Source organism: Fictibacillus sp. 7GRE50 (assembly GCF_015903875.1).
In the GTDB taxonomy this organism is placed as follows: Bacteria; Bacillota; Bacilli; order Bacillales; family Fictibacillaceae; genus Fictibacillus; species Fictibacillus phosphorivorans.
On record NZ_JACZDW010000003.1, the window covers coordinates 276559 to 298994 of the forward strand.

Consider the following 22436-nt stretch of genomic DNA (forward strand, 5'->3'; position numbering starts at 1 on the left):
TGTTAAGCCTTTAATTTTTCTAAGTGTTGAATGATCAGGTCGTGATCCGGAAATTCTCCGGTCTCTTTTTTTGAATAAATCTTATCACCATCAACAATAACTTCAAAAACTCCGCCAGAACTTGGAATCAGTTCAAGCGATGAAACTTTAGATCGAAAATGGTTGAACAGGTCTTCCGCGAGACTCGCGGCTTTTGGTGCAAAGTTTCACATCATGCAGAATTCAATAGATACTTTCATAATACATCCTCCTTTTTTTAAGACTATTTTAGTATATCCTTAGGCAAATCACAAAAATAATGTTTATACTAACAAAAGGAGGTGTCGTTAAATTATGACAAGCGAAGATAAAGTAAAGCTCACTCACCTTTCCTCAAAAGGTGGTTGAGGCTGTAAAATTGGTCCAGAAGACCTGGCGCAAGTTTTGCGTCATCTACCAAAACGCGAATATGACCCTAACCTTTTAGTTGGTTTAGATACTTCAGACGATGCAGGTGTCTATAAGTTAACTGATGACCTTGCCATGATCCAGACAGTCGACTTTTTCACACCTATTGTAGATGATCCATATATGTTCGGACAAATCGCCGCTGCTAATTCACTAAGTGACGTTTATGCGATGGGGGGACACCCTACAACAGTAATGAATATTGTAGGCTTTCCGATCAACACACTTGGTCATGATGTGCTCGCCGAGATTCTAAAAGGAGCAGCTGACAAAGTGAAGGAATCAGGTGCGGTGCTTGTTGGAGGACACTCGATCGATGATTCTGAACCTAAGTTTGGTCTGTCCGTCACAGGACTCGTACATCCTTCTAAAGTATATAAAAATGTAGGAGCAAGACCAGGAGATGTTCTTGTATTAACAAAACCTATCGGTGTCGGTATTCAAACCACTGCTATTAAAAAAGACAAGCTTACTGACGATCAGCTTCAGTTAGTCAGCAAAACGATGGCCACATTGAATAAAACAGCAGCAGAATGCTTGGAAGGTCTATTTCCAAACGCTGTAACCGATGTAACAGGTTTCGGCCTTCTCGGTCATGCGACTGAGATGGCAAAAGGAACGGGAGATATTACCATCGAGATTGATTATCACAGTGTACCTCTTTTACCAGGTACCACAGAGCTTGCGCAAGAAGGAATCGTGCCTGGTGGTACTAAAGCAAATCATCGCTGGATAAAAGATGATGTGCTCTATGGCAATGAACTTTATGAGTGGCAGCAATGGATTTTATGTGATGCTGTGACTTCTGGCGGTTTACTCGTGAGTCTTTCTGAAGAAGAAGCTGCAGAATATCTTAAGAGACTTCACGATAAAGGTATAGATGACGCAAGTATCGTCGGTCGTGTTCATGAGATCTCTGAAAAACCGATCAAAGCCAATTAAAAACAAAAAACTCCGACATCGGAGTTTTTTTGTTTTTTATAGATGGTTATAAATCTCCGCGTACACGGTTTCATCAAAATCTTTAGGTGCACCGTCAAAAACTAGCTTTCCGTTTTTTAGCGCAATAATTCTTGTGGCGAATTTTTTTGCAAGAACCACATCATGCACATTAATGATTGATACGAGATTTCGTTTTACATGTGTTTCTTTTAATAGTTGAAAAATCCTTTCAGCTGTTCCAGGATCTAAGCTTGCGACAGGTTCGTCTCCCAAAAACACTTTAGGGTTCTGCACGAGTGCTCGCGCGATCGCAACTCTTTGTTTTTGTCCACCGCTTAACTTCTCCACTCTTCTTGTTGGTTCAACCGTTAGCTCAACTTGTTCAATAGCTTCTAGAGCTTGCAATCGATCAGTGGGTTTAAACAAACCTAACAGATTTTCATAAGATTTTTTGTATCCGAAAAGACCTGTTAAGATGTTCTGAACCACACTCATCCTCGGTATTAAGTTAAAATGCTGAAAGATCATACCTGTTTTACGCCGGACTTCTAACGTTTCTTTGTGAGTCATCTCACTCAACGTTTTATCTCCCCATTTCACATAACCCTCAGAAACAGGCTGGAGACCGTTAATACATCTTATAAACGTTGATTTACCTGCACCGCTTCTACCTAGTACACAAACGAACTCCCCTTTTTGGAAAGTAATATTTACATCTGTTAAAGCAGGTTCTTTAGCACCAGGATATGTGACAGATACATTCTCAAATTCAATCATGTTATCACCTAAATAACCTTTTCCCGAATTTTCCCGCCAATATAATCCACCAAGATCACCATGATCATGATGAGTAGAACGTCAACAGAGACTAGCTGATATTGAAACGTTTTAAAATGAATAAACAACTGTTGTCCGATTCCCCCACCACCAATAAGACCTAAGATGAGTGAAGTACGTATAGCTACTTCAAATCTGTAAAAGAATTGAGACAGTACATTCGGCCATATTTGTGGTAGCACTGCAAATAGATTTCCGATCCACTTACTTGCTCCAACCGCCGACATCGCTTCGATCGGACCCTTATCTGCCGCCTCGATCAGTTCTGAAATCAACTTACCTAATACCCCGATGTTATGCAAGACGATGGCGATAACAGCAGGAAATGGTCCTAGTCCGAGCGTTGTTAAAAGAATTAAGCCGAACACGAATTCAGGAACTGATCGTAAGAAGCTAAGTAAGAAACGTGTCATTGAATATACAAAACGATTTCTACTCGTGTTTCGAGCGGCGATAAAGCTTAACGGAAGTGCGATGATTAATCCGAATAAGCTCCCCAAAAATGCGATAGCGATCGTTAATAAACTTTCTTGAAACAGATATGGTAGACTCTCTGTGTTCATCGGAAACCATTTCGACAAAAAGTCACCCATATTCTGAAAGTCACTAAATTTTGAAAGATCAAACTCGGTTAACTTCATGCTACCTAACACGAGTATTGTTAAGCATAATATGATTAATAATTGGCTCCTCTTAAACCAAACCATGGTTCCCCTCTATTCTTGAATGGTACCCTCTTTAATAGCCGCTTTTCGGATACTTTCGTAATCCTTATTTGCGGCTTTCGTAAATCCAGTTGCGCCAAAAGCATCCAAAATTTCTTTATCTTTAATATCTAAAAAGATCTCTTGAAGTTTTGTCATCGTTTTCTCATCTGTACTTTTAGATACAGCCCAAGGATATTGGAACAATTTCTCTGACTTCCAGATCACTTTAAACTGATCTCCGTCGATCGTTCCTTCTTCGATTAATTTATCGTATATCGCGCTGTCGATCGCACCAACATTTACTTGTTTGTTTTGAACAGCAAGAGCGGTTGCATCATGAGAACCGGTAAACCTAACATTATTAAAATCACTATCAGATTCACTTCTATAGATGCCTTCATCTTTTAGTTTGATACTCGGAATCAAAGAGCCCGAAGTTGAGGATGGATCACCAAAAGCAAACTTTACGTTCTTAGCATCAGATACCATATCCTCAAGGTTTGAATATTTGCTGTCTTTATGGGTGATCAAATAAGAATAATAGAATGGTTCACCTTTGATCAATTGTGTTACGATCGCTTTAGCTCCACTTTCTTCATGAGCAACAACGTATGTAAGAGGTCCGAAATAAGCCATGTCGATCTTATCATAGTTCATCGCCTCAACAACACCGTTGTAATCCGGATAAGATGTGATCTTAACTTCTCTGTCCATCTTCTCACTAAGCACTTTCTGAAGTTTATCAAGTGCCCCCTTCATCTCACCTTCCGTTTGGGCTGGGATTACCCCAATCGTAAAGACCTCATCTTTATTCGATTTTGCATTCTTCTTATCATCGTTATTCGTTCCGCAAGCTGATAAGAGTAAGATCATAGTCAGCAGCAACAAACTAAGTTTTTTCATTATATTCTCTCCTTTTTTCTATTAATTTTTATATAGTTCCATGTATGAAGCTATTTCTTTTTTAATAGTGTGCTTCAATTCTATGGTTTGAAACCCTCTATCACTAAGTTGTTTATAAAATTCTTGATCAGATATCACAATCTTTATAGATTGGTATAATTCTTCATGAGATTGAAACAGCAATCCGTTATTTCCGTGTTGTATGATGCTAGAGTTTCCAACGTTCTCCCTTGCGATTACAGGCTTCTTAAAACTCATCGCTTCTAATAATGCTGTCGACTGTCCTTCTGAGATCGATGTATTCAATACAACATCTCCCCATTCATAAAGCTTTTTCATCTGACCGAGCTCTACTTCTGGTAAATAATACAGCCAATCATACTTATTTTCTGCTTCTTTCATTTTTTTAAATTCTTCAGAATCTAAGTTGGGTCCTACTATTAAAAAGGTGAGATCAGGATAATCGCTAGACAATTTAATCATACTCCGCAATGCAAAAAGAACATCCTTAACTGGGCGAATTCCAGCTGGCAGTAACAGTTTAGGCTTTCCATCAGGCAAAGTGAACGGTTCATTCTTATTTTCAATAGAAGGTAAATAAATACTTTGAGGTATTACATGGATCGAATGATCACTTAGTCCATAGTCTTCGACGAGCAATTGTTTAGCTTTTTGAGTAAAAACTGTGATTGCTTTCGCTTCACGCAACAGAGGAAGATACCTTTTTTCGTCTTCTTCTAGCGAGTGGTTGAGATCTGTTCCTCCAGAAGTAACGATATAAGGTTTATCCAACGTAACCTCATTTTTTTCAGCCCATTGAACGAATCTAGAAAAATGAAGGATGTGATAGATATCCGCTTTCTCCATCCATTCAAAAAGAGTAGGATTAACACCAATTTCTTCATATGGAAAAAAAGAAAACTCAACTTTCTCAGACAATCCATGTTCTAATCGTTTGGCCGTAGTAGAATTTCCACGATTTTGTTTATAATACGGAGTGAAAAAGACGACTCTCACTTATTGCACCCATTTCCTAACATTAGATTCCCGCATCGTATGCCCTTTTGAATCCATACATTCCAAGATCGGTATTAAGAACTTTCTTGATGTATGAAGAACCGCTTTAGCATCCTGCACGGAAAACGTTGAATCCGTATTGATTCGCAAATGTTCAACTGCTGAATCAAATGCCTTTCTACTCAACATCACTTCATCAAACAGCAATACCACTTCATTGGATTTAATCAAAAAGTACTTAAACTCATGATAAAGAGGTTCTGGAAGTTGTTGAGCGTTATAGATGTTCTGTAGGTCATCCGGCTCGAGCTGTGCTTCTTCCAAGGCGGCAAGAACATTCGCCATCCTTTTCGCCCATTTTTCCGGATAATGCGGTTTAAAATGTGATAAATGAACAAAATGGTCTGTGATCGAAACGGTTGAATCTGTTATCCATTTTTCAAGAAGCGTGTTAACTATTTTCGGATTTACTTCATTTTGGAACGATTGAACAATTTCTGCCTTTGGAATACCTTGCCTTAAACTATACTCGCTATGGAAGTTTTGAAGTTTGTTCATGATGCTAGATTTTATATGCTTTACCTTAGAATCAGCAACCAAAAAATTTTGTATTCGAGCAACAGAACCCTCACTTATTAGTTCATCCAACGTGTGTTGAAGAACTTCATCATCCATTCCACTCGAGCTCTTAAGTTCTCGTTCTGTCATCGATCCTACTTTATTAAGCAACTGTAGGACCCGCTCATTTGGAGTTCCTTCATGTTTACTCCTCAATCGTTCGATCGTCTCCGTTCCAAATCTATAAACAGATCCGTTCGGGTCGATAACCTCTCCTCCTCCGATCGTTTCCTCAGGAGTCGGCCGTCTTAAGATGAAACGATCACCTCGTTTTGTTACGACCTCTTGATCTAATCGAACTTGACAATATATTTGATCTTCATTGACATCTAACTCATTTCGGTCAAAAAGAACGAGTTTACCCATCACTTCCGACGTACCACTATAAAACTTCACGGAAGAGCGCTGTTTCAACTTCCCTTTCCACCCTTCACCCGTTGATAATACGAGATCGATAGTGTTCGTGGTCGAATAGACATTCGGTTCTACTAAAACATGCCCTCTTTTCCAATCCGCTTTAGAACCTCCTGAAAGATTTATCGCTGCTCTTTGACCGGCTCTAGCGGAATGAACTTCTTGTTTATGCACTTGAAGTTTTCGAATCTTCACTTTAACGTTCCCAGGCTGAACAAAAAGTTCATCACCTTCCTGTACTTCACCTTCATAGACAGTACCTCTTATAACAGTCCCTTGCCCTTTCACGGTAAAGATATGATCGATCGGCATGCGAAAAGCGCCTTGTGAAGATCTAACAGGTGTGTCTTTTAAGAGGTTAATGATTTCACTCTTCAACTGGTCTATTCCAGCAGAAGAAACACTGTCTACAAAATGTATTGGAAAACGTTCAAACACCGATGAGTTTGTAAGTTCCAAAATGTCTTCTTCAACTAACAAACGCATCTCGTCATCAATCATATCTGACTTCGTAACAACGATGATTCCCTTTTCAATGCCTAAGAAGGAAAGAATTTCAAAGTGTTCTCTCGTTTGAGGCATCACTCCTTCATCTCCCGCGATTACAAGGAGAACAAGATCAATTCCTGCTACACCAGCGATCATTTGACGGATGAGCTTTTCATGCCCTGGTACATCCACGATGGAAGTATGCAGATCCTTCGTTAACGAAAAAGGTGCAAACCCTGGTTCTATCGTTATCTTGCGAGCTTTTTCTTCTTTGAGCGTGTCTGTGTCGATGCCACTTAAAGCTTTTGTAAGCGTCGTTTTTCCATGATCGATGTGTCCTGCCATTCCGATCGTATAATATTTAATCGTCATATGTTTAACCACCTATATGTACATACTCTTCTACACTTTATGAAAAGGAGATGTAAAAAACAAGGATAACGCATTATTCATTGTTGAAAAATAGCGAAGTTTGCCTGAACACTATTATTTCCCAAGTCGCCATAAACGGATGTATATTTATTCACGCCTGTATACCCACAGGTTATCCACAGAACAAGTTATTCACACTTGTCCACAGGGCAAACTGTTATAGTGGTGAAAACAATCTGTTATAGTGGAAAGCTGTTATAGTTCGTTATCCTCTCTGTTACAGTCGTTCTTTTCCATCGTTCGACAAACCTACACTCCCCTATCGTATGTAATAATTCACAAGCCTTGTCCTAACGTGGTAAAATGCTGTATAATGCAATAGCGAGCTAGAGATTCTATTTGGGGCCAGATGCGTAGCTGGTGCTTGCCTGGGTCTTCAAAACCTTTTGGGAGGCGCGTGACGTCTCCGGTGGGTTCGATTCCCACATGGTCCCGCCAAAAAATTTATACATATGAGGTGGACGCATTGTCTGGATGGTTCATCACTTTTATCGTGTTATGGTCCGTTTTTTTATTTACAATGTTTGCGATCGGTGGATATTTTATGTTCCGTAAGTTCTTAAAACGTCTTCCAAAAGAAGATGGAAAATCGATTTTAGATTGGCAAGAACATTACATCAACCAAACCATTCATCTTTGGACGGATGATCAGAAAAAGCTTCTCAATGAATTGGTAGCCCCGGTCCCTGAACTCTTTAGGGATGTAGCTAAAGAGAAGATCGCTGGCAAGATCGGTGAGTTAGCGTTACAAGAAAAAGCAAGTTCTATGTCACAAGACTTAATCATTCGCGGCTATATTATCGCAACTCCAAAAAGAGACCACAAATGGCTGATTAAGACTTTAAAAAAGAAAAACATCGACATTAAACCTTATCATTCTTTACTCGCATAAAAAACCCCCTGAATCTAAGGATTCAGGGGGTTCTCTTCTCTATGTTATAATGCGATCTCATTTTTCTTTTTGTTGAACAAAACGAGCATGGCAAGTCTCCACGGTAAGATCATCCCAAACGCAACGATGAAGAATAATGAACTTGTTTCAAAGATAGATATTGTAGAACCAATATACCATTTTAAAGCTAAACGGATGGCAAACAATCCGATAATGATAAAGATAAAAGCTTTCGATCGAACCAAGTATACATGATCACCTTTAATTTCGAATTTACTTGTCATGATAAGAAATATCGAAAACATGATACCTACTAAGAACGCCTCCCCTGCTTCCGTCCAGGTGATGTGAAAAGCAGGAATCACGAACTGAAGAAAGCCTGTGCTCATAGCCAACGGGGGAATGATGATCTTTTTTGTGGTAACCGGTTCTCTTGTTTCTTTCATTCGAAAATTAAAAATAATCACTGCCATAATAATGGCAAAGCATGTACTCGCAATAAAAAACACGGTTAGTTCCCTTCCCCTACTTCTTTCTCGATCTTATCTTCTGCAATTGAGAGGATAATGGTCATCGTAACTCCGATTACTGTCAAATATACACCTAAATCAAAAAGCATCGCTGTAGCAAGCTCTGTTTTCCCTAACAAAGGGAGTTGAAAATAGCCAAAACTGTGACTCAAAAACGGAACACCTAAAACAAAGGAACCTGCGCCGGTGAGAATGGCGATCAATAATCCAGCTGCGATCATGTACGTAAAGTTTATCGGCAATATTCTATGTACAGGTTGTAACCCGTAGGAAACATAGAGAAGAAGAAATGCTCCCGCTCCCATCAATCCTCCGATAAATCCTCCACCTGGAGCATTATGCCCTGAAAAAAGCATGTTAATTGAAAAAGCTAGAATAACAAAAACAATGATATTTGTTGTTGTTTTTAAGATAAGGTCATTCGATCGTGAATGCATGATGTATATCCCCTTTCCATATTACTCTTAAAAACCTTTGAATCCTCCAAACACACGGTTTGTTAGAAATGACGTTAATTGTGTCAGCCAATCAAAGTATAGCAGGATTCCCATAACGACCATAAGAGTCCCTCCTACCAACATAAACTGACGGTTGAACTTTTTTATTACCTTTAGTTTATCCAAAAAGAAGCTTAAAACAAAGAAAGGAACAGCAAATCCTAAAACATACGCGACCATATACGTCATAGATGCTGCCGGATTTGACACCCCAAGCGCAATAACGCCTGCTAGAATGGGACCCATACAAGGTGTCCATCCTGCTGCAAAACCAATACCGATCAACACGGAACCTAGATAACCAGTAGGACGAGATTGAAACCTTACCTTCTTATCCTTCATCAAAAATGTAGGAGTTATGAATCCCATCACGACAAGACCGAAAAAGATGATTACAATAGCTCCAATTTGCCTTAACAGTGTTTGATATTGTACGAATAGATCACCGATTATCGTAGTCGATAGACCAAGGAAAATAAATATGATCGAAAATCCTATTAAGAAAAATGTAGTATGTAGAAGCGCCGTTTTTCTTAGCATGGCGTTTTCTTCTTTAAGTTCCTGAACAGAGATCCCAGTTATGTAAGATAGAAAAGCAGGATACAATGGTAAACAGCAAGGTGAAATAAAGGAGAGCAAGCCAGCTCCAAAAGCAAGCAGAATATTAAGATCGGTCATTTTTTAGTAAGCCCCTTTTTTACAGTTCTCTCTCTATATTAAAGGGAATATCCATTTTGTTCAAACATAAAGAAAGACAGCTTAGAAAAAAGCTGTCAGAGATGTTTATGGTTTTTGTAAATACTCTTCGAGCGTGATGCCCTGCTCGTGAATTGCTTTGGCATGATCTACCCCAACATATCGGAGATGCCAAGGTTCATATTGATATCCAGTAATATCTTCTTTCCCTTTCAGATATCTGATGATGAATCCATACTTATGAGCATTATCTGCTAGCCATTTTCCTTCTTTTGTTTCGCCAAAGGCTTCTACAAGTTCAAAGTTCACTTCTTGTGATGTAACATCCATTGATAATCCAGTCTGATGTTCACTCTGACCTGGCTTGGAGCTCGTTTTGTTCGCTACTTCTTCCCCTTTTTGCTCAGCATTAAAGGCGAAGATAGACACTTGCGTATCATAAGAGCGATACCCGGATTGTGCTAGCAACTCGAGACCGTCCTCTTCAGCTGCCTTAAACAATACTTCTAAAGAAAGAGCGGCCTCTTTTCTTAATTTTTTCTTAGGTAGATCCTCTTTAAAAGGAAACGGAACATTTGGTGTAACTAGATCTTTCGGTTCATAATTATCGGGTAGGTTTCTTTCCTTGTTCGCAACGATTAAAAGATCGTCTAGATTCTGTACCACCGCTTTCCCGTCTCCAGATACCGTTACCGTTTCTTCTAACCAAGGCAGATCAGCTTCTGCTGATGGTTGTTCATCGTTATTTTCTGTTTTGTTTTCATCATTTGGTTTTGGCTTTGTTTGTTCATTTGAAATCTGTTTTTCGTTCTTTTCAGAATTTTCTTCATTAAAGGCAGCGTCCCATTTCTTTTCTGCCCAATCAACTGGCTTACATGCCGAAAGGACAAACATGCTGCCGATCAACATTGTTGGTAGAACATATTTCTTCAAAGCATTCTCATCCTTTTATTCAGTTTGTCTGTACGTGTATGCTATCTTATAATAGAATAATTTGCAAATAAGTCAATCACTTAAAACAGAAGTTCATATTTTCGAAAAATTAAAGTAAAAAATTTGTAGCTCTTGGAAGTAGTTGATTTCCGTTACAGGTGCTCGCTTTCCGCGGGGCAGGCGGTCAGCCGCATCCTTGCGATTCACTTTTAAGTGTCTCATACTAGATTCCATGCTCCTGCGCCTACAAGTTAAAGCTACCGAATTTAGCTTCCTCGTCGCATGCCTTGCGAGATGTATTTCAGGAGGTAGGCACTCACCTTCCACTCCAATCAACTATCAGATAAGACAAAGATTTGAAAGCAAAAATCTTTTTTATAGAAAGTCATACAAATTAAAACAGCTCTTCTTGGAAGAGCTGTCACATAATACATAAACCATTAAGTATGTTAACCTACATCGTTCATAGAATCTTTTCCATGTTGCAATAGGAACATCTTATGATATAAACCTCGCTGTCTTAAAAGTTCTTGGTGAGTCCCTCTTTCAACAATTTCTCCTTTATGCAACACAAGAATGAGTTCTGCGTCTTGTATCGTGGATAGTCTGTGTGCAATAGCAATTGTCGTTCTGCCGCTGCGCATTTTATGAAGCGCTTCTTGTATCTCTTCTTCGGTCTCTGTATCGATGTTTGCCGTCGCTTCGTCAAGTATCAAGATTTTAGGAGAGAAAGCCATCGTTCTCGCAAAAGAGATCAGTTGTCTTTGTCCACTTGAAAAGGTTGCCCCTCTTTCTCCTAACTCTGTTTGATAACCCTCAGGAAGTCTTTCGATAAACGATGATGCCTGAACAAATCTTGCTGCATTCATTACGTCTTCGTCCGTAATGGTTTTGTCGTATAATCTTACGTTTTGCATAATATCACCAACAAATAAAAAGGGATCTTGCAAAACGAGTCCCATCTTGTTTCTTAACTCATTGTTTTCGTAGTTTGATAAAGGAATGTCATCGATCAAAATCTGACCTTTATTCACTTCATAAAAGCGCATGAGCAAATTGATGATCGAGCTCTTACCACTTCCGGTATGACCGACAAGAGCCACTGTTTGACCCGGCTCTGCAGTGAAAGAGATCCCTTTAAGAACTTCCTGCTCTCCATCATAAGAAAATGAAACATGTTTAAATTCAATCTTACCTCTTGAAATCGCCGGAACCGTATTCCCTTTCTTCACCGGTGCAAACTCTTCTTCATCCATGACTGTAAATACGCGTCCTGCTGATACGATAGCTTGCTGAAAAATAGAAAGGCGCATCATCATCATATTAACCGGTTCAAAAAAGCGATCCAGATAATTGATAAAAGCATAAATCACACCGATCTCAACAGGAGAATTAAATGATTTAATGCCAAAAAAGGAAAGAATCATCAACAATGCAAGCATATAAACAAGATCAACGGCAGGTCTAAGCAACAAACCGTTGTATTTTATATTTCTGAACTGTGCATCATTATGTTCTTGATTGATTTTTGCAAACTCTTTTCGAAGCCTCTTTTGCTGGTTGAACGCTTGTACGATGGACATCCCTTGAAGAGATTCATTTAATTTTGCATTCAACTGGCTAAGTTTTTCTCTCATGTCATAAAACGACCTAGAACTATATTTACGATACAGCCACATGATCAAAACAATGAACGGCAAGATACACAAACAGAATAGTGCAAGTTTGACATTCAAATAGAACATGAATCCAAAGATACCAAATAAGAATACGATATTTTGAACAAACGTCGAGAGTACACTTACATAAAGATCTTTAACTGCTTCTGTGTCGTTCGTAATTCGTGAAACTAAGCTTCCTACTGGTGTGCGATCAAAGAATTTTAATCCTAATGAATGGACCTTTGTATACACTTGGATCCGCAGAGTTTGAATAATGTCAAGTGCTACAGATTGGAACAAAACAAATTGAACATAGTTTACAACCGCTGAGATTATGATTAATCCAATGTATCCTGTAGCGAGTATCACCAAAGCTCTTTGTTCAAAATTTCGAGGTGTGACAAAATCGTCGATGAACGTTTTAACGAGAATTGGACCCGTTAATTCAGCTGCTGTTGCGACTAATAACAAAAAGAAGGCGAATGCCAAACGTTTTTTGTGTGGTTTTGTATAAGACATGAGTCTTTTAAAAACAGTCCACTGCTTCATTTGCTGCAATTCATCGAGTGTAGGTTCTTGTTCGGCACTCATTTGATCACACCTCCCTGTGAAATCAGCGTTTCCAAAGCTTGTTTTTCATATGTTTCTTTGTACCATCCTTCTTCGTTCAACAAGCTGTGATGAGTACCTCGTTGTACGATTGTTCCATTTTCCAAAACGATGATTAGATCGCAATGCGCGATCGATGATAGTCGATGAGCAGTTATAATCGTCGTTTGATTTTGCCGTTTGTTCTTTAATTGCTGAAGGATGGATTCCTCTGTTTTAGCATCAACTGCAGAAAGGGAGTCGTCTAGAATTAACATTTCTGGATTTTTTATCAATGCCCTTGCAATTGAGATTCTTTGCTTTTGTCCTCCAGAAAGTGTGACTCCCCTCTCACCTACTACTGTTTCATATCCATATTTAAACTGAGAAATGTCTTTATGAATCGAGGCAAGCTCTGCCGCTTCTTTTATTTCTGAAAAAGGTGAATCGACTTTTGAAAAAGCAATATTTTCTGCAATGGTAGCTGAAAATAAAAAATGGTCCTGTGGTACATAACCGATCGAACTTCGTAACGCATCCAATTTGTATTCACAAATATCATGATTATCTAAAATAATGTCGTCTGATCTTAATTGAAATTCACGCAGCAATAACTTGCATAGTGTTGTTTTACCGCTACCTGTCTTTCCGACGACCCCAAGAGTCTGACCTCGTTTTAAAGTAAAATGAATATCACTTAAAACAGAAGCACCTGTAGTGTAAGAAAATTGCTTTAATTGAAATGAAATATCACCTTTGGGACTGTTTTCGATTGAACCATTGTCTTCAATCTCTTCTTTTACAGCAAGAAGTGATTCAACACGATCATAAGAAGCTCTTCCTCGCTCTACAATATTAAACAACCAGCCAAATGCAAGCATCGGCCATATTAACAATCCGAGATAACTAGTAAATGAAACAAGTTCTCCTATTGTTAGTTCATTACGCGTTACGAGAATCGATCCATAACCGACCGCTAGAAAAAAGGAGAATCCAATGATCAGAGATATAGTAGGGTCGAACAAAGAATCAACACGAGCAACAGCCATATTTTTCCTAACTGCATCTTTCGAGAGATCCGAAAAGCTGTCAATATCATCTTTTTCTTGACCAAAAGCTTTAATTACCCTCGTACCAGAGATACTTTCTTGCACTTTATCGTTCAAAGTTGAGAATGCTTCTTGTGCACTATGAAACCTTTTGTGCAGCATCGTACCATATTTGTTTGTTGCCCACGCCATAATTGGTAAGGGCAGAAGACTGACAAGTGTTAATTTCCAACTGATCGTTGTTGCCATTGCGATTAATGTAAAACCACCCATCATCAATGAATCTACTAGCGTTAAAACGCCATCCCCAGCAGTCTGTTGAATAGCCTGAAGATCGTTCGTAGAATGAGCCATCAAGTCTCCTACACGTCTCTTTTGATAGAACTCCTGTGATTTTTTCGTAAAATGTTCGTACAGCCTATTTCTTAGTAACATCGCCAATTTAACAGCTGAACCGAAAATTAATATTCTCCAGATATACCGAAGAACATAGATACCTATCGCAATGCCGATTAAAACTGCAGCATATTTCCATAAGATCTCTTCGGTTATCGTACCTTCTTCAATATGATCGACAATGAGCCCGACCACTTTTGGAGGGACCAATAATCCCAGTGACACGAAGGCAAGCATTACGATTCCGCCTATATACCGCCACTTTTCTTGTTTAAAATACCACATCAACTGCAGAAAAACCCTCAACGCCCGTTCCCCCTTGATTCTATATCAAAACAATTCTAGTTTACCAATATATGAAAATTCCGAAAAGGAAAAAGTTTCACAAAAATAGACCCCATTAAAAGGGCCTTTTTGAAATCATCTGTAACTGATTTAGATTTTTTAGCGCAAATACTGATCTAATACGTTCTTTACTTTTGTATAGACGCCTTGATAGGAATCACTATTCAGTTTGATGCACTCACTTTCATATTGCTGTTGTGCGTAATCATATTTAGGATCATAATAATTCTCAAGCAGCAGTGATACTACATTTTCATAATTTAACGTTTTCAAGTTTTCTTGAATGTCTAACATGATTGCTGTGGGAATTCTTTTTGACAGCTTATTGACCGCTTCAATAATCTCATCTTTATGCAGAAGCGGCTCGTACACATTACAAATATATTTAACCCTTAAATGAAAAGGTAGCTCCACATGAATTCGAACACCGCTGTATTTACCTTCTAACAGAAAATTGGGAACGACTACTCTCCCAATACGTTTACTCTCTGATTCAATAATAATCGCTGTAGATTTCTCCGACTTCTGAAGTTGTTCATAAAGTCTTGATTCAAACTTCTTCTGCGAAGAGGGGTGTTCTCCGATCTTTCCGAAAATCGAGCCTTTATGTCCTGCCATTTCTTCAAGGTTCAGTACTGGATATCCTTCTTCTTGCAGTTGTTTCAGTAGTTTCGTTTTCATCGTACCAGTATGACCTTCAAGTACGATGATCTTTCTTGGTTCAGCCTCCATCTCTCTAAAAAAAGCATCAATCTTCTTTCTATACGACCGTATGCCTCCATCGAGCTGTAGGGTCTTTATCCCCATCATGCTCATCGTTTGAGCGATACTCCTTGAACGAAATCCACCTCTTGCGCAATAAATAACAACCTGTTTTTCAGGATTTTCTTTACTTTGGGAATTTATCTGATTATATAAAGACGGAAGTTTGGGTGCAACAACTTGCAGTCCACGCTCCATCGCAGCTTCTTTACTTTCCTGTTTGTACAACGTACCTATTTCTGCTCTTTCCTCATTTGAAAATATACTCACATTAAACGCACCAGGAATATGATACTCTTCAAATTCTTTCGGAGATCTTACATCAAAAAGCAAATAATGATTTGCATCTATCTCATCTATGGAAATCGTCTCAACGTTGTTCATTGCCATCATCCTTTATTGATACATAACGCTATTTGTAAAGAGAACGAAAACAAGCACCCGATTATTCATCAGGGTGCTTGTCCAACTCTTACTTCATCTGCTTGTTCATAGCCTGCATCATTTGATTAATTTTCTTCTGTGAAGGCTTTTGCCCCATCTGCATCATCATCACACGCAACATATTTTCATTAATCGGTGGATTTTTTTGTAAATAACTCATCATATACTTGCGGGCAATAAAAAATCCGATCGCAACACCTGCAATCAGTGAGAGTGCACACACAAGGATTATCATACCAGTACCCATTGTTAAAACTTCCTCCTTCATGTTGTCTAGAACTAGTTTACTACAAGTTTACCTACACATACAAGATTGAAAGAGAATTAAGTGGCATAGACCATGTTCAATTTAAACGGTGAAAGCCATCCAAATTTTCTTTCACCATAGTCCATCGCAAGAAAGTAAGGTTCATATTGGCGAAGCGCCTCAAATATAATCGTTTCTGCTTCAAAGTTTCCGATACTGTAAAGGTGGATATATTGATCAGTGAGTTCTATTCTCACGATGCTATCTTTGCAAGATAAAGAATATGTTTCTCCTTCTGAACGCCATTCCTGTGCACCACTTAAATGGTTCCAAAAGTGTTTTTCTAGTTGAGAAACAGATAATAGAGAGGTTATGTAACTGATCTGCTTTTGTAGGATGGTTTTAGATAAGCCATTTGAGCGCTGTTCTTCGAAAAACAACTGAAACAGCTTATTTTCCTTGCCATAATAGGAATGAGCAACTTCTTTTGTGATTAGATAGATATAAAATTCTCTCATGAACAAGCTCCTCTCCAATCATTTTCTAAAAGTATATACAATATACGTAAAGAAGCTTGTCTAAAAAGGTGTGCAGATTCTAACTACTTTTGTCGAATCAGTAAGAAAAGGAGGTTTCCTCTCGGAAACCTCCTTATTCATGCGAATTTTTTATTTATTTAACATGTCTTTAACACGTTTTACGATGTTCTCTGGAGTAAATCCGAATTCTTTTTGAATGACTTCTCCAGGAGCAGATGCACCAAACGTATCGATTGTTAGCGTATCTCCTTCAAGGCCAACATATTTATGCCAACCGAGTGAAGCTCCCATTTCAATCGCTAAACGCTTCGTAATATTCTTTGGAAGTACAGATTCTTTATAGTCGTTATCTTGCTTATCAAAACTTTCCCAAGATGGCATAGAAACGACTGAAGCTGAAATTCCTTCTTTTTGAAGTAGTTCTTGTGCAGCAACTGCAATACTAACTTCAGATCCTGCAGAAAGAAGCAATACATCTGCATCAGCTTCAGCTGGCGAAACAACATAAGCTCCTCGCTTAACACCTTCATAAGCATTCTCTTTTGTGTTCTTTAAGATCGGTAGGTCATGACGGCTTAATACCAATGCAGTCGGCTGGTTCTTGCTCTCAAGCGCTAACTTCCAAGCTGCGTTTGACTCATATCCATCAGCCGGACGAATCACGTTAAGATTTGGCATCGCACGAAGAGAAGCAAGTTGCTCAACTGGTTCATGAGTTGGACCATCTTCTCCTACCATTACACTGTCATGCGTTAATACATACGTTACAGGAAGCCCCATTAGAGCAGATAATCGAATAGCAGGTCTTACATAATCAGAGAACACAAAGAATGTTCCACCGAACACATTCAGTCCGCCATGCAGAGCCATTCCGTTCAGTGCTGCTCCCATAGCGAACTCACGAACACCAAACCAGATGTTACGTCCGCTGTAGTCGTTGCGACTGAAATTATTTTCGCCTTCAATAAGTGTTTTATTTGATCCTGCTAAGTCAGCAGATCCACCAAATAGTGATGGCACACTCTTAGCTAAAGCATTGATCGCCTTACCTGAAGATGAACGAGTAGCTATAGCTTTGTCGTAGTCAGGAAGGTCTTTGTCCCAATTCTCAGGAAGATTTCCTTTGATCGCTTCTTGAAGCTCGTTAGCTAATTCTGGATAAGCTTCTGCATAAGCATCGAATTGCTTGTTCCACTCTTCTTCTTTTGTTTGTCCTTCACTCTTCAGTTGTTCAAAATGTGATTGTACTTCTTCAGGAACATGGAAATCTTGCTCAAACGTCCATTTGTACGCTTCTTTTGTTAGTAAGATCTCATCTTTACCTAGCGGCGCTCCATGAGAAGCAGATTTTCCTGATTTATTTGGTGAACCATGTCCAATCACAGTCTTCACTTCAATTAGAGTAGGCTTGTTAAGTTCTTCACGCGCTTCTGATAGTGCTTTTTCGATCTCATCAAGATCTGTTCCATCTTCCACATAAAGGACTTGCCAGCCATAAGCTTCAAATCTTTGTTTTACACTTTCAGAGAATGAGTGATGAAGGTCACCATCCAAAGAAATATCATTTGAATCGTAAAGTACGATCATTCTACCAAGCGCAAGATGACCTGCAAGTGAAGCTGCTTCAGCAGAAACACCCTCCATAAGGTCTCCATCACCACAGATAGAATAAGTAAAGTGATCGATCACTTCATGTCCATCACGGTTATATTTTGCAGCTAAGTGACGCTCAGCCATAGCCATACCTACAGCCATCGCAATCCCTTGACCAAGCGGGCCAGTTGTTGCTTCAACACCAACCGTATGACCGAATTCTGGGTGACCTGGAGTCTTACTTCCCCATTGTCTGAAATTCTTCAGATCATCAATTGTTAATCCATATCCACTCAAATGTAGCAAGCTATATAACAACATCGATCCATGTCCTGCTGATAGTACAAAACGGTCACGGTTGAACCATTCAGGATTTGCAGGATTATGGTTCATGAATTTAGACCATAAGCTATATGCCATAGGCGCAGCACCCATCGGCATACCTGGATGCCCTGAGTTCGCTTTTTCTATGCTGTCGATAGAAAGTGTTCTTATTGTATTAATTGCTAATTCATCAATAGTTCGTGACAAAAAAATCATCCCTTCATATGTACTAAACAGTTTTGACTTTCATAATAAACGTTCAAATGCAATTAGACAAGACAAACACATTTTTAACTATAGTTATTTTACCATCTACTCATGAAAACATACAAAAACCGCCTGTTATCCTACAACTTTTTCGTTGTATTAGAACAGGCGGTTAAATTTTATTATGCAAGACCTGGTAAGTGACATGAAAAATGATCCGTATTTTCATCATAATCAAGTTTCATATTCTCAACGAACCATTTATCTTCGTTTCGAACAAAAAATCGAAGACCTTCAATCTCTTGAATGTAATCGTTCTCTTCAGGCACATCAGCGGTCACACCAAGGGAAAAACCTCCCGAGTCACCACTTCCTGCATATTTTACAAAAAGTCTTAAAGCCTCAGACGCTTCTAAAGCAATATCCTTATAAAGGTTCGCAGCTGCACTTGTAATTGAAAAAGTCAAAATATTCTCCCCTTTCAAAGTTGTTATATAACAGTATATACTAATATGTATAGATTGCAACAGAAAAAAATGCCTATTTACAGTGAGTAAATAGGCATTTCTTATTAATGTTTGAGGTTATTTTTATTATCTTTACTTCGTTTTAATTTTTCAGGTGTTACATCATCCCCGTTCGGATCAACAAAGGTCATACCATGCAAATCTTGAACGAAGGATTTACGGAAAACTTGTAAATATTCTTCTCGTAGTTTTTTTTGTTCAGCTTTTTCTGCTGATGTTAAATCTGATTGTTTAGATTTTCTAGACAGTTCATTTATACGTTGCATCTTATCTTTAGATAACATAGTAAAAACTCCTTTTTAAAGCATTCTTCACTCTATCCTACAGCAGAATGAAAGGAATTTCTAGTTATCTGTATTTTCCACATGTTCTTTATATCTTCTATGTACGGTTGCTTTAGACACATCAAAGCCCAGCCCTCTAAGCGTTAAAGCAATGTCATGAAATGTAAGCTTCATGTTCTTTAATCGTACGATTTCAGAGATTGGCACTTCCTTTTTGTCTCTGCCACCACCAGTTTGATTTTTTAAATTCTTTTGAGGTTTATACCCTTCTTTAACAGCTTTTCTCATTCCACGCTTGATCTTCATATTATGAAGCTTTCGTTGGTATTCTTCTACAGTAGACACAATATCAAGCACCATTTCGTCCGCTTCTGTTAATGTGTATTCTCCGTTATTAGAGAGCGTATAAACTTTAATGTTGTATTTGATCAACTGATGAAGTAATGCCATCTTAGCTTTTCCTCTGCCTAAACGAGTATCATCTTGTACAAGAAGGCACTGAAACTCTCCATCCCTTGCAAGATCTAATATATTTAGCAACTCTTCTCGATCTAAAGAGAAACCACTTGCTTTTTCACGGTAACAATTCACAACTTCAAATTTAAATTGTAGTGCTAACTTCTTTAGTTCCGCTTCTTGTCTTTCTAATGAAGTTATTTGTTCATCTTTATCTGTACTAACTCTGGAGTAAATGATTGCTTTCATTGTTTAAAACCCGCTTTTTTATTTATTGACTGGTATGATTACTTTCTGACCTGGAAAAACAGCTGCCGCATTTACACTGTTCTTCTTTTCGACCCATTTTATAAATTCCCAATTGGAATAATGGTGTTTGGCATTATACTCTTCAGAAAGACTCCACAGTGAGTCCCCCTCCTGTATGGTTACTTCGATATATTGAGCTTCTTGTGAGGCAAGATTTGATAACGTAAAAAATATACCACCTAACAACCCTAAAAATACAATAACATGCATTGTCCCTTGTTTCATTGTGATATCCCCTTTCAACAAACGTTTGTTCGCATCTCTTACATTCATAATAACTGGAACGTTTGTTCGGTGTCAACTATTTTTTCGAACTTATGTTTGTATCTCTTAATTCTCCATGATATACTTTTTATAGATAAAAAATTCGGTGAGGTGCTAAAAAATGACTAAATTATCCAGACGACAATTGGATATATTGGCTTTCATAAAAGAGGAAGTATCACAAAAAGGGTATCCGCCTTCAGTTCGTGAAATCGGAGAGGCAGTTGGCCTTGCATCAAGCTCTACCGTTCACGGACATTTAGCAAGACTTGAAAAAAAGGGGCTTATAAGGCGAGATCCAACAAAGCCAAGAGCAATTGAAGTATTAGGTCTAGAAGACAACATCCCTTCTGTTCGTTCTGTTTCAATCCCTGTGATCGGTAAAGTTACGGCAGGTCTTCCAATCAGTGCAGTTGAGAACGTAGAAGAATACTTCCCTCTACCTGAGCACGTTGTTGGGGACGAGAACGTATTCATGTTATCTGTTGTTGGTGATAGTATGATTGAAGCAGGAATTTTCAATAGGGACTTAGTTGTTGTAAAACAGCAGCCTACAGCAAATAATGGAGATATCATCGTAGCTATGACCGATGAAGATGAAGCGACCGTAAAAAGATTCTTCAAAGAAAGAAACCATATCCGCTTGCAACCTGAAAATTCATCGATGGAACCGATCATCTTACAGAGCTGTACGATTTTAGGTAAAGTAATCGGCGTATACCGAAGTATTCATTAATCTAATAATTCTGAATTTTCCTTAGAAGAAGTATCTAATTGACTAGATACTTCTTTTTTTCGTCCTATTACTTTACTAATTCATAGATTAATAATACTTTTAAAAGATCATTCATAGGCACTCCGGTACTCGACTAATGAAGGATTAGTTCTATTAATTGACTGAATATTAAGTCTTTTTATCCATTTACATATTATACCTAAATAGTTTAAATTGGCAATGTAACGAGGTTAACCAAAACTCCTTTGCTCTTCGTTTAACTTTAATCATTTTAATAACAATCGTATGAATTGATAGGAGGTGATCGAAGGGAGGACAAGTGTTATTATTTCAGAATAAAAAATTACGAATAATGGGAGTGAGAATAATGCGCAAAAAACTATATCTTTATATGATTTGTTTTGCTCTTGCCGCAGTAGTATTTTCACCTAAGACATATGCAGAAAAAGAGTATACGATTAAGTCATTTGACTACGTGAATGTGGACGGTAAAGCTGTCGAATCTAATGCTTTTAAGCTACTAGATGATCACATCAAAGTGACTATGGTACTTCCAAAACAGAATAAGAGCGGCGATTGGTTGGCATATGGATTCACAAACATGAAAGAATTAAATGCCTATATCGAAAAGGACAAGCTTAAACAACAAAAGAAAATCGATACGATGGGTACAGGTGCTTGTTGTACAGACTTTTATGAGAACAAGAACAAAGGTGGCGCCTACATTTATTGGAGAGACGGTTTTAAGAACCTCCCTTCAAGCTGGAATGATAGAATCTCATCACTAAGCACTGCATCACCTTCATCAAGCTACTCGACCACGCTCTGGCAGCATACTTCATCACAAGGCTATGGAAAAGGAGTCTTATTTAAGCACTCTGATTGGTATGGTAAGACTGCAAACATGGCATCTGACTGGAACAATATTGCATCCGCTATCGAGATCAAATGATTTTAAAACCCCTGACTTCTTATGCTGTCAGGGGTTTTGTTTCTAAGTAGTATAAAGTTATTCAGTGTTCCCTTCCCATTCTTCCATACCACCTACCATATTGATCACATTAAAACCGTAGCTTTGAAGAAGCTTATATGCCCGACTGCTTCTACCTCCAGAACGACAAACTAATACGTACTCTTTAGATTTGTCCAATTCATGTATACGAAACTCTAACAAACCTAGTGGGATATTCATGGTTGTTGGTATTTTTCCTTCTTTCACTTCAGATGTTTCACGAACATCAATCATATGAAGAGATTGCCCTTCTTTTAATTTTTTCTCAAGTTCTTTAGCCGTTAACTGTTTCACTCTCTATTCCTCCTATACATGTGACCGCAATATACCCTGATGGGG

At 38.4% G+C, this 22436-nt stretch carries 25 protein-coding genes, 1 tRNA gene and 1 pseudogene; 5 read left to right on the forward strand and 22 right to left on the reverse strand.

Annotation, left to right across the window (positions count from 1 at the left end):
• Nucleotides 1–2 precede the first annotated feature (2 nt).
• Nucleotides 3–239: an Rdx family protein gene (locus IHV12_RS22900; RefSeq protein WP_305069352.1), complete on the reverse strand. Its 237-nt coding sequence runs from the start codon at nucleotides 237–239 to the stop codon at nucleotides 3–5.
• A gap of 94 nt (nucleotides 240–333) precedes the next feature.
• On the opposite strand from IHV12_RS22900, the gene selD reads away from it, so the two are divergent.
• Nucleotides 334–1389: a selenide, water dikinase SelD gene (gene selD / locus IHV12_RS12610; RefSeq protein WP_197191101.1), complete on the forward strand. Its 1056-nt coding sequence runs from the start codon at nucleotides 334–336 to the stop codon at nucleotides 1387–1389.
• A 36-nt stretch (nucleotides 1390–1425) separates the two neighbouring features.
• On the opposite strand, the gene phnC is transcribed toward selD, so the two are convergent.
• Genes phnC through selB form a run of 5 tightly spaced genes read right to left on the reverse strand, consistent with a single transcriptional unit; the run spans nucleotide 1426 to nucleotide 6746 of the window.
• On the reverse strand, nucleotides 1426–2166 hold the full coding sequence (gene phnC / locus IHV12_RS12615; RefSeq protein ID WP_197191102.1) for a phosphonate ABC transporter ATP-binding protein: 741 nt from the start codon (nucleotides 2164–2166) through the stop codon (nucleotides 1426–1428).
• A gap of 8 nt (nucleotides 2167–2174) precedes the next feature.
• The gene (gene phnE / locus IHV12_RS12620) at nucleotides 2175–2933 is read right to left on the reverse strand and encodes a phosphonate ABC transporter, permease protein PhnE (protein ID WP_197127831.1); all 759 of its coding nucleotides are present in this window, start codon (nucleotides 2931–2933) and stop codon (nucleotides 2175–2177) included.
• A 9-nt stretch (nucleotides 2934–2942) separates the two neighbouring features.
• Nucleotides 2943–3836 (reverse strand): phosphate/phosphite/phosphonate ABC transporter substrate-binding protein, encoded by an 894-nt coding sequence (gene phnD / locus IHV12_RS12625; protein WP_197191103.1) that lies wholly within the window; start codon nucleotides 3834–3836, stop codon nucleotides 2943–2945.
• 21 nt (nucleotides 3837–3857) lie between these two features.
• Nucleotides 3858–4853 (reverse strand): glycosyltransferase, encoded by a 996-nt coding sequence (locus IHV12_RS12630; protein ID WP_197191104.1) that lies wholly within the window; start codon nucleotides 4851–4853, stop codon nucleotides 3858–3860.
• Entirely contained in the window at nucleotides 4854–6746 is a 1893-nt protein-coding gene (selB, locus tag IHV12_RS12635; RefSeq protein WP_197191105.1) for a selenocysteine-specific translation elongation factor, read from the reverse strand.
• Between the two features lie 401 nt (nucleotides 6747–7147).
• On the opposite strand from selB, the gene IHV12_RS12640 reads away from it, so the two are divergent.
• Together IHV12_RS12640 and IHV12_RS12645 are read left to right on the forward strand one after the other, a co-directional pair.
• Nucleotides 7148–7244 (forward strand) — tRNA-Sec (locus IHV12_RS12640).
• A 28-nt stretch (nucleotides 7245–7272) separates the two neighbouring features.
• Nucleotides 7273–7698 (forward strand): DUF2621 domain-containing protein, encoded by a 426-nt coding sequence (locus tag IHV12_RS12645; protein ID WP_191753544.1) that lies wholly within the window; start codon nucleotides 7273–7275, stop codon nucleotides 7696–7698.
• A 44-nt stretch (nucleotides 7699–7742) separates the two neighbouring features.
• Here the strand turns inward: IHV12_RS12645 and IHV12_RS12650 are convergent, their stop codons facing one another.
• From IHV12_RS12650 to yneA, 15 genes are all read right to left on the reverse strand, one after another.
• Nucleotides 7743–8207 carry a CcdC family protein gene (locus IHV12_RS12650; protein ID WP_197127828.1) on the reverse strand — a complete coding sequence of 155 codons (465 nt, stop codon included), beginning with the start codon at nucleotides 8205–8207 and terminating at the stop codon, nucleotides 7743–7745.
• Between the two features lie 2 nt (nucleotides 8208–8209).
• On the reverse strand, nucleotides 8210–8668 hold the full coding sequence (locus tag IHV12_RS12655; protein WP_260858765.1) for a Na(+)/H(+) antiporter subunit B: 459 nt from the start codon (nucleotides 8666–8668) through the stop codon (nucleotides 8210–8212).
• A gap of 24 nt (nucleotides 8669–8692) precedes the next feature.
• Nucleotides 8693–9403 (reverse strand): cytochrome c biogenesis CcdA family protein, encoded by a 711-nt coding sequence (locus IHV12_RS12660; RefSeq protein ID WP_197127827.1) that lies wholly within the window; start codon nucleotides 9401–9403, stop codon nucleotides 8693–8695.
• Nucleotides 9404–9508: 105 nt separating this feature from the next.
• Complete coding sequence (locus IHV12_RS12665; RefSeq protein WP_231618139.1) at nucleotides 9509–10354, reverse strand: M15 family metallopeptidase; 846 nt, start codon at nucleotides 10352–10354, stop codon at nucleotides 9509–9511.
• Between the two features lie 93 nt (nucleotides 10355–10447).
• Nucleotides 10448–10576, reverse strand: a complete 129-nt coding sequence (locus IHV12_RS22905; protein WP_255552597.1) for a hypothetical protein — start codon at nucleotides 10574–10576, stop codon at nucleotides 10448–10450.
• A 227-nt stretch (nucleotides 10577–10803) separates the two neighbouring features.
• Entirely contained in the window at nucleotides 10804–12606 is a 1803-nt protein-coding gene (locus IHV12_RS12670; RefSeq protein ID WP_370568808.1) for an ABC transporter ATP-binding protein, read from the reverse strand.
• Nucleotides 12603–14354, reverse strand: coding sequence for an ABC transporter transmembrane domain-containing protein (locus IHV12_RS12675; RefSeq protein WP_197191106.1), 1752 nt, complete (start codon nucleotides 14352–14354; stop codon nucleotides 12603–12605). The genes IHV12_RS12670 and IHV12_RS12675 overlap by 4 nt, the downstream gene beginning before the upstream one ends.
• A 138-nt stretch (nucleotides 14355–14492) precedes the next feature.
• Complete coding sequence (gene mnmH / locus IHV12_RS12680; RefSeq protein WP_197127825.1) at nucleotides 14493–15539, reverse strand: tRNA 2-selenouridine(34) synthase MnmH; 1047 nt, start codon at nucleotides 15537–15539, stop codon at nucleotides 14493–14495.
• A gap of 88 nt (nucleotides 15540–15627) precedes the next feature.
• Nucleotides 15628–15846: a YneF family protein gene (locus tag IHV12_RS12685; RefSeq protein ID WP_066241071.1), complete on the reverse strand. Its 219-nt coding sequence runs from the start codon at nucleotides 15844–15846 to the stop codon at nucleotides 15628–15630.
• A gap of 77 nt (nucleotides 15847–15923) precedes the next feature.
• Complete coding sequence (gene sirA, locus IHV12_RS12690) at nucleotides 15924–16364, reverse strand: sporulation inhibitor of replication protein SirA (RefSeq protein WP_197127802.1); 441 nt, start codon at nucleotides 16362–16364, stop codon at nucleotides 15924–15926.
• A 150-nt stretch (nucleotides 16365–16514) separates the two neighbouring features.
• Nucleotides 16515–18518, reverse strand: coding sequence for a transketolase (gene tkt / locus IHV12_RS12695; RefSeq protein ID WP_370568809.1), 2004 nt, complete (start codon nucleotides 18516–18518; stop codon nucleotides 16515–16517).
• Nucleotides 18519–18691: 173 nt separating this feature from the next.
• The gene (locus tag IHV12_RS12700; RefSeq protein ID WP_197127800.1) at nucleotides 18692–18976 is read right to left on the reverse strand and encodes a HesB/YadR/YfhF family protein; all 285 of its coding nucleotides are present in this window, start codon (nucleotides 18974–18976) and stop codon (nucleotides 18692–18694) included.
• Between the two features lie 104 nt (nucleotides 18977–19080).
• On the reverse strand, nucleotides 19081–19320 hold the full coding sequence (locus IHV12_RS12705) for a DUF896 domain-containing protein (protein ID WP_197127799.1): 240 nt from the start codon (nucleotides 19318–19320) through the stop codon (nucleotides 19081–19083).
• A 60-nt stretch (nucleotides 19321–19380) separates the two neighbouring features.
• Nucleotides 19381–20025: a YneB family resolvase-like protein gene (locus tag IHV12_RS12710; protein WP_197127798.1), complete on the reverse strand. Its 645-nt coding sequence runs from the start codon at nucleotides 20023–20025 to the stop codon at nucleotides 19381–19383.
• 18 nt (nucleotides 20026–20043) lie between these two features.
• Nucleotides 20044–20310 carry a cell division suppressor protein YneA gene (gene yneA, locus IHV12_RS12715; RefSeq protein WP_066393884.1) on the reverse strand — a complete coding sequence of 89 codons (267 nt, stop codon included), beginning with the start codon at nucleotides 20308–20310 and terminating at the stop codon, nucleotides 20044–20046.
• A gap of 160 nt (nucleotides 20311–20470) precedes the next feature.
• Between yneA and lexA the strand changes: the two genes are divergently transcribed.
• On the forward strand, nucleotides 20471–21085 hold the full coding sequence (gene lexA, locus IHV12_RS12720) for a transcriptional repressor LexA (protein WP_197127797.1): 615 nt from the start codon (nucleotides 20471–20473) through the stop codon (nucleotides 21083–21085).
• Between the two features lie 442 nt (nucleotides 21086–21527).
• Nucleotides 21528–22037: pseudogene (locus tag IHV12_RS12725) on the forward strand (hypothetical protein); the annotation flags it as partial.
• Nucleotides 22038–22094: 57 nt separating this feature from the next.
• Here the strand turns inward: IHV12_RS12725 and IHV12_RS12730 are convergent.
• Nucleotides 22095–22391 (reverse strand): rhodanese-like domain-containing protein, encoded by a 297-nt coding sequence (locus IHV12_RS12730; RefSeq protein WP_197191108.1) that lies wholly within the window; start codon nucleotides 22389–22391, stop codon nucleotides 22095–22097.
• Nucleotides 22392–22436 lie beyond the last annotated feature (45 nt).

Bases quoted from the DNA above. Each gene is read 5' to 3' on its own strand.
- phnC (WP_197191102.1), bottom strand. From the start codon at position 2,166: ATGATTGAATTTGAGAATGTATCTGTCACATATCCTGGTGCTAAAGAA.
- phnE (WP_197127831.1), bottom strand. From the start codon at position 2,933: ATGGTTTGGTTTAAGAGGAGCCAATTATTAATCATATTATGCTTAACA.
- phnD (WP_197191103.1), bottom strand. From the start codon at position 3,836: ATGAAAAAACTTAGTTTGTTGCTGCTGACTATGATCTTACTCTTATCA.
- selB (WP_197191105.1), bottom strand. From the start codon at position 6,746: ATGACGATTAAATATTATACGATCGGAATGGCAGGACACATCGATCAT.
- IHV12_RS12660 (WP_197127827.1), bottom strand. From the start codon at position 9,403: ATGACCGATCTTAATATTCTGCTTGCTTTTGGAGCTGGCTTGCTCTCC.
- IHV12_RS22905 (WP_255552597.1), bottom strand. From the start codon at position 10,576: ATGAGACACTTAAAAGTGAATCGCAAGGATGCGGCTGACCGCCTGCCC.
- IHV12_RS12670 (WP_370568808.1), bottom strand. From the start codon at position 12,606: ATGAGTGCCGAACAAGAACCTACACTCGATGAATTGCAGCAAATGAAG.
- mnmH (WP_197127825.1), bottom strand. From the start codon at position 15,539: ATGAACAACGTTGAGACGATTTCCATAGATGAGATAGATGCAAATCAT.
- IHV12_RS12685 (WP_066241071.1), bottom strand. From the start codon at position 15,846: ATGGGTACTGGTATGATAATCCTTGTGTGTGCACTCTCACTGATTGCA.
- sirA (WP_197127802.1), bottom strand. From the start codon at position 16,364: ATGAGAGAATTTTATATCTATCTAATCACAAAAGAAGTTGCTCATTCC.
- tkt (WP_370568809.1), bottom strand. From the start codon at position 18,518: ATGATTTTTTTGTCACGAACTATTGATGAATTAGCAATTAATACAATA.
- IHV12_RS12705 (WP_197127799.1), bottom strand. From the start codon at position 19,320: ATGTTATCTAAAGATAAGATGCAACGTATAAATGAACTGTCTAGAAAA.
- IHV12_RS12710 (WP_197127798.1), bottom strand. From the start codon at position 20,025: ATGAAAGCAATCATTTACTCCAGAGTTAGTACAGATAAAGATGAACAA.
- yneA (WP_066393884.1), bottom strand. From the start codon at position 20,310: ATGAAACAAGGGACAATGCATGTTATTGTATTTTTAGGGTTGTTAGGT.
- lexA (WP_197127797.1), top strand. From the start codon at position 20,471: ATGACTAAATTATCCAGACGACAATTGGATATATTGGCTTTCATAAAA.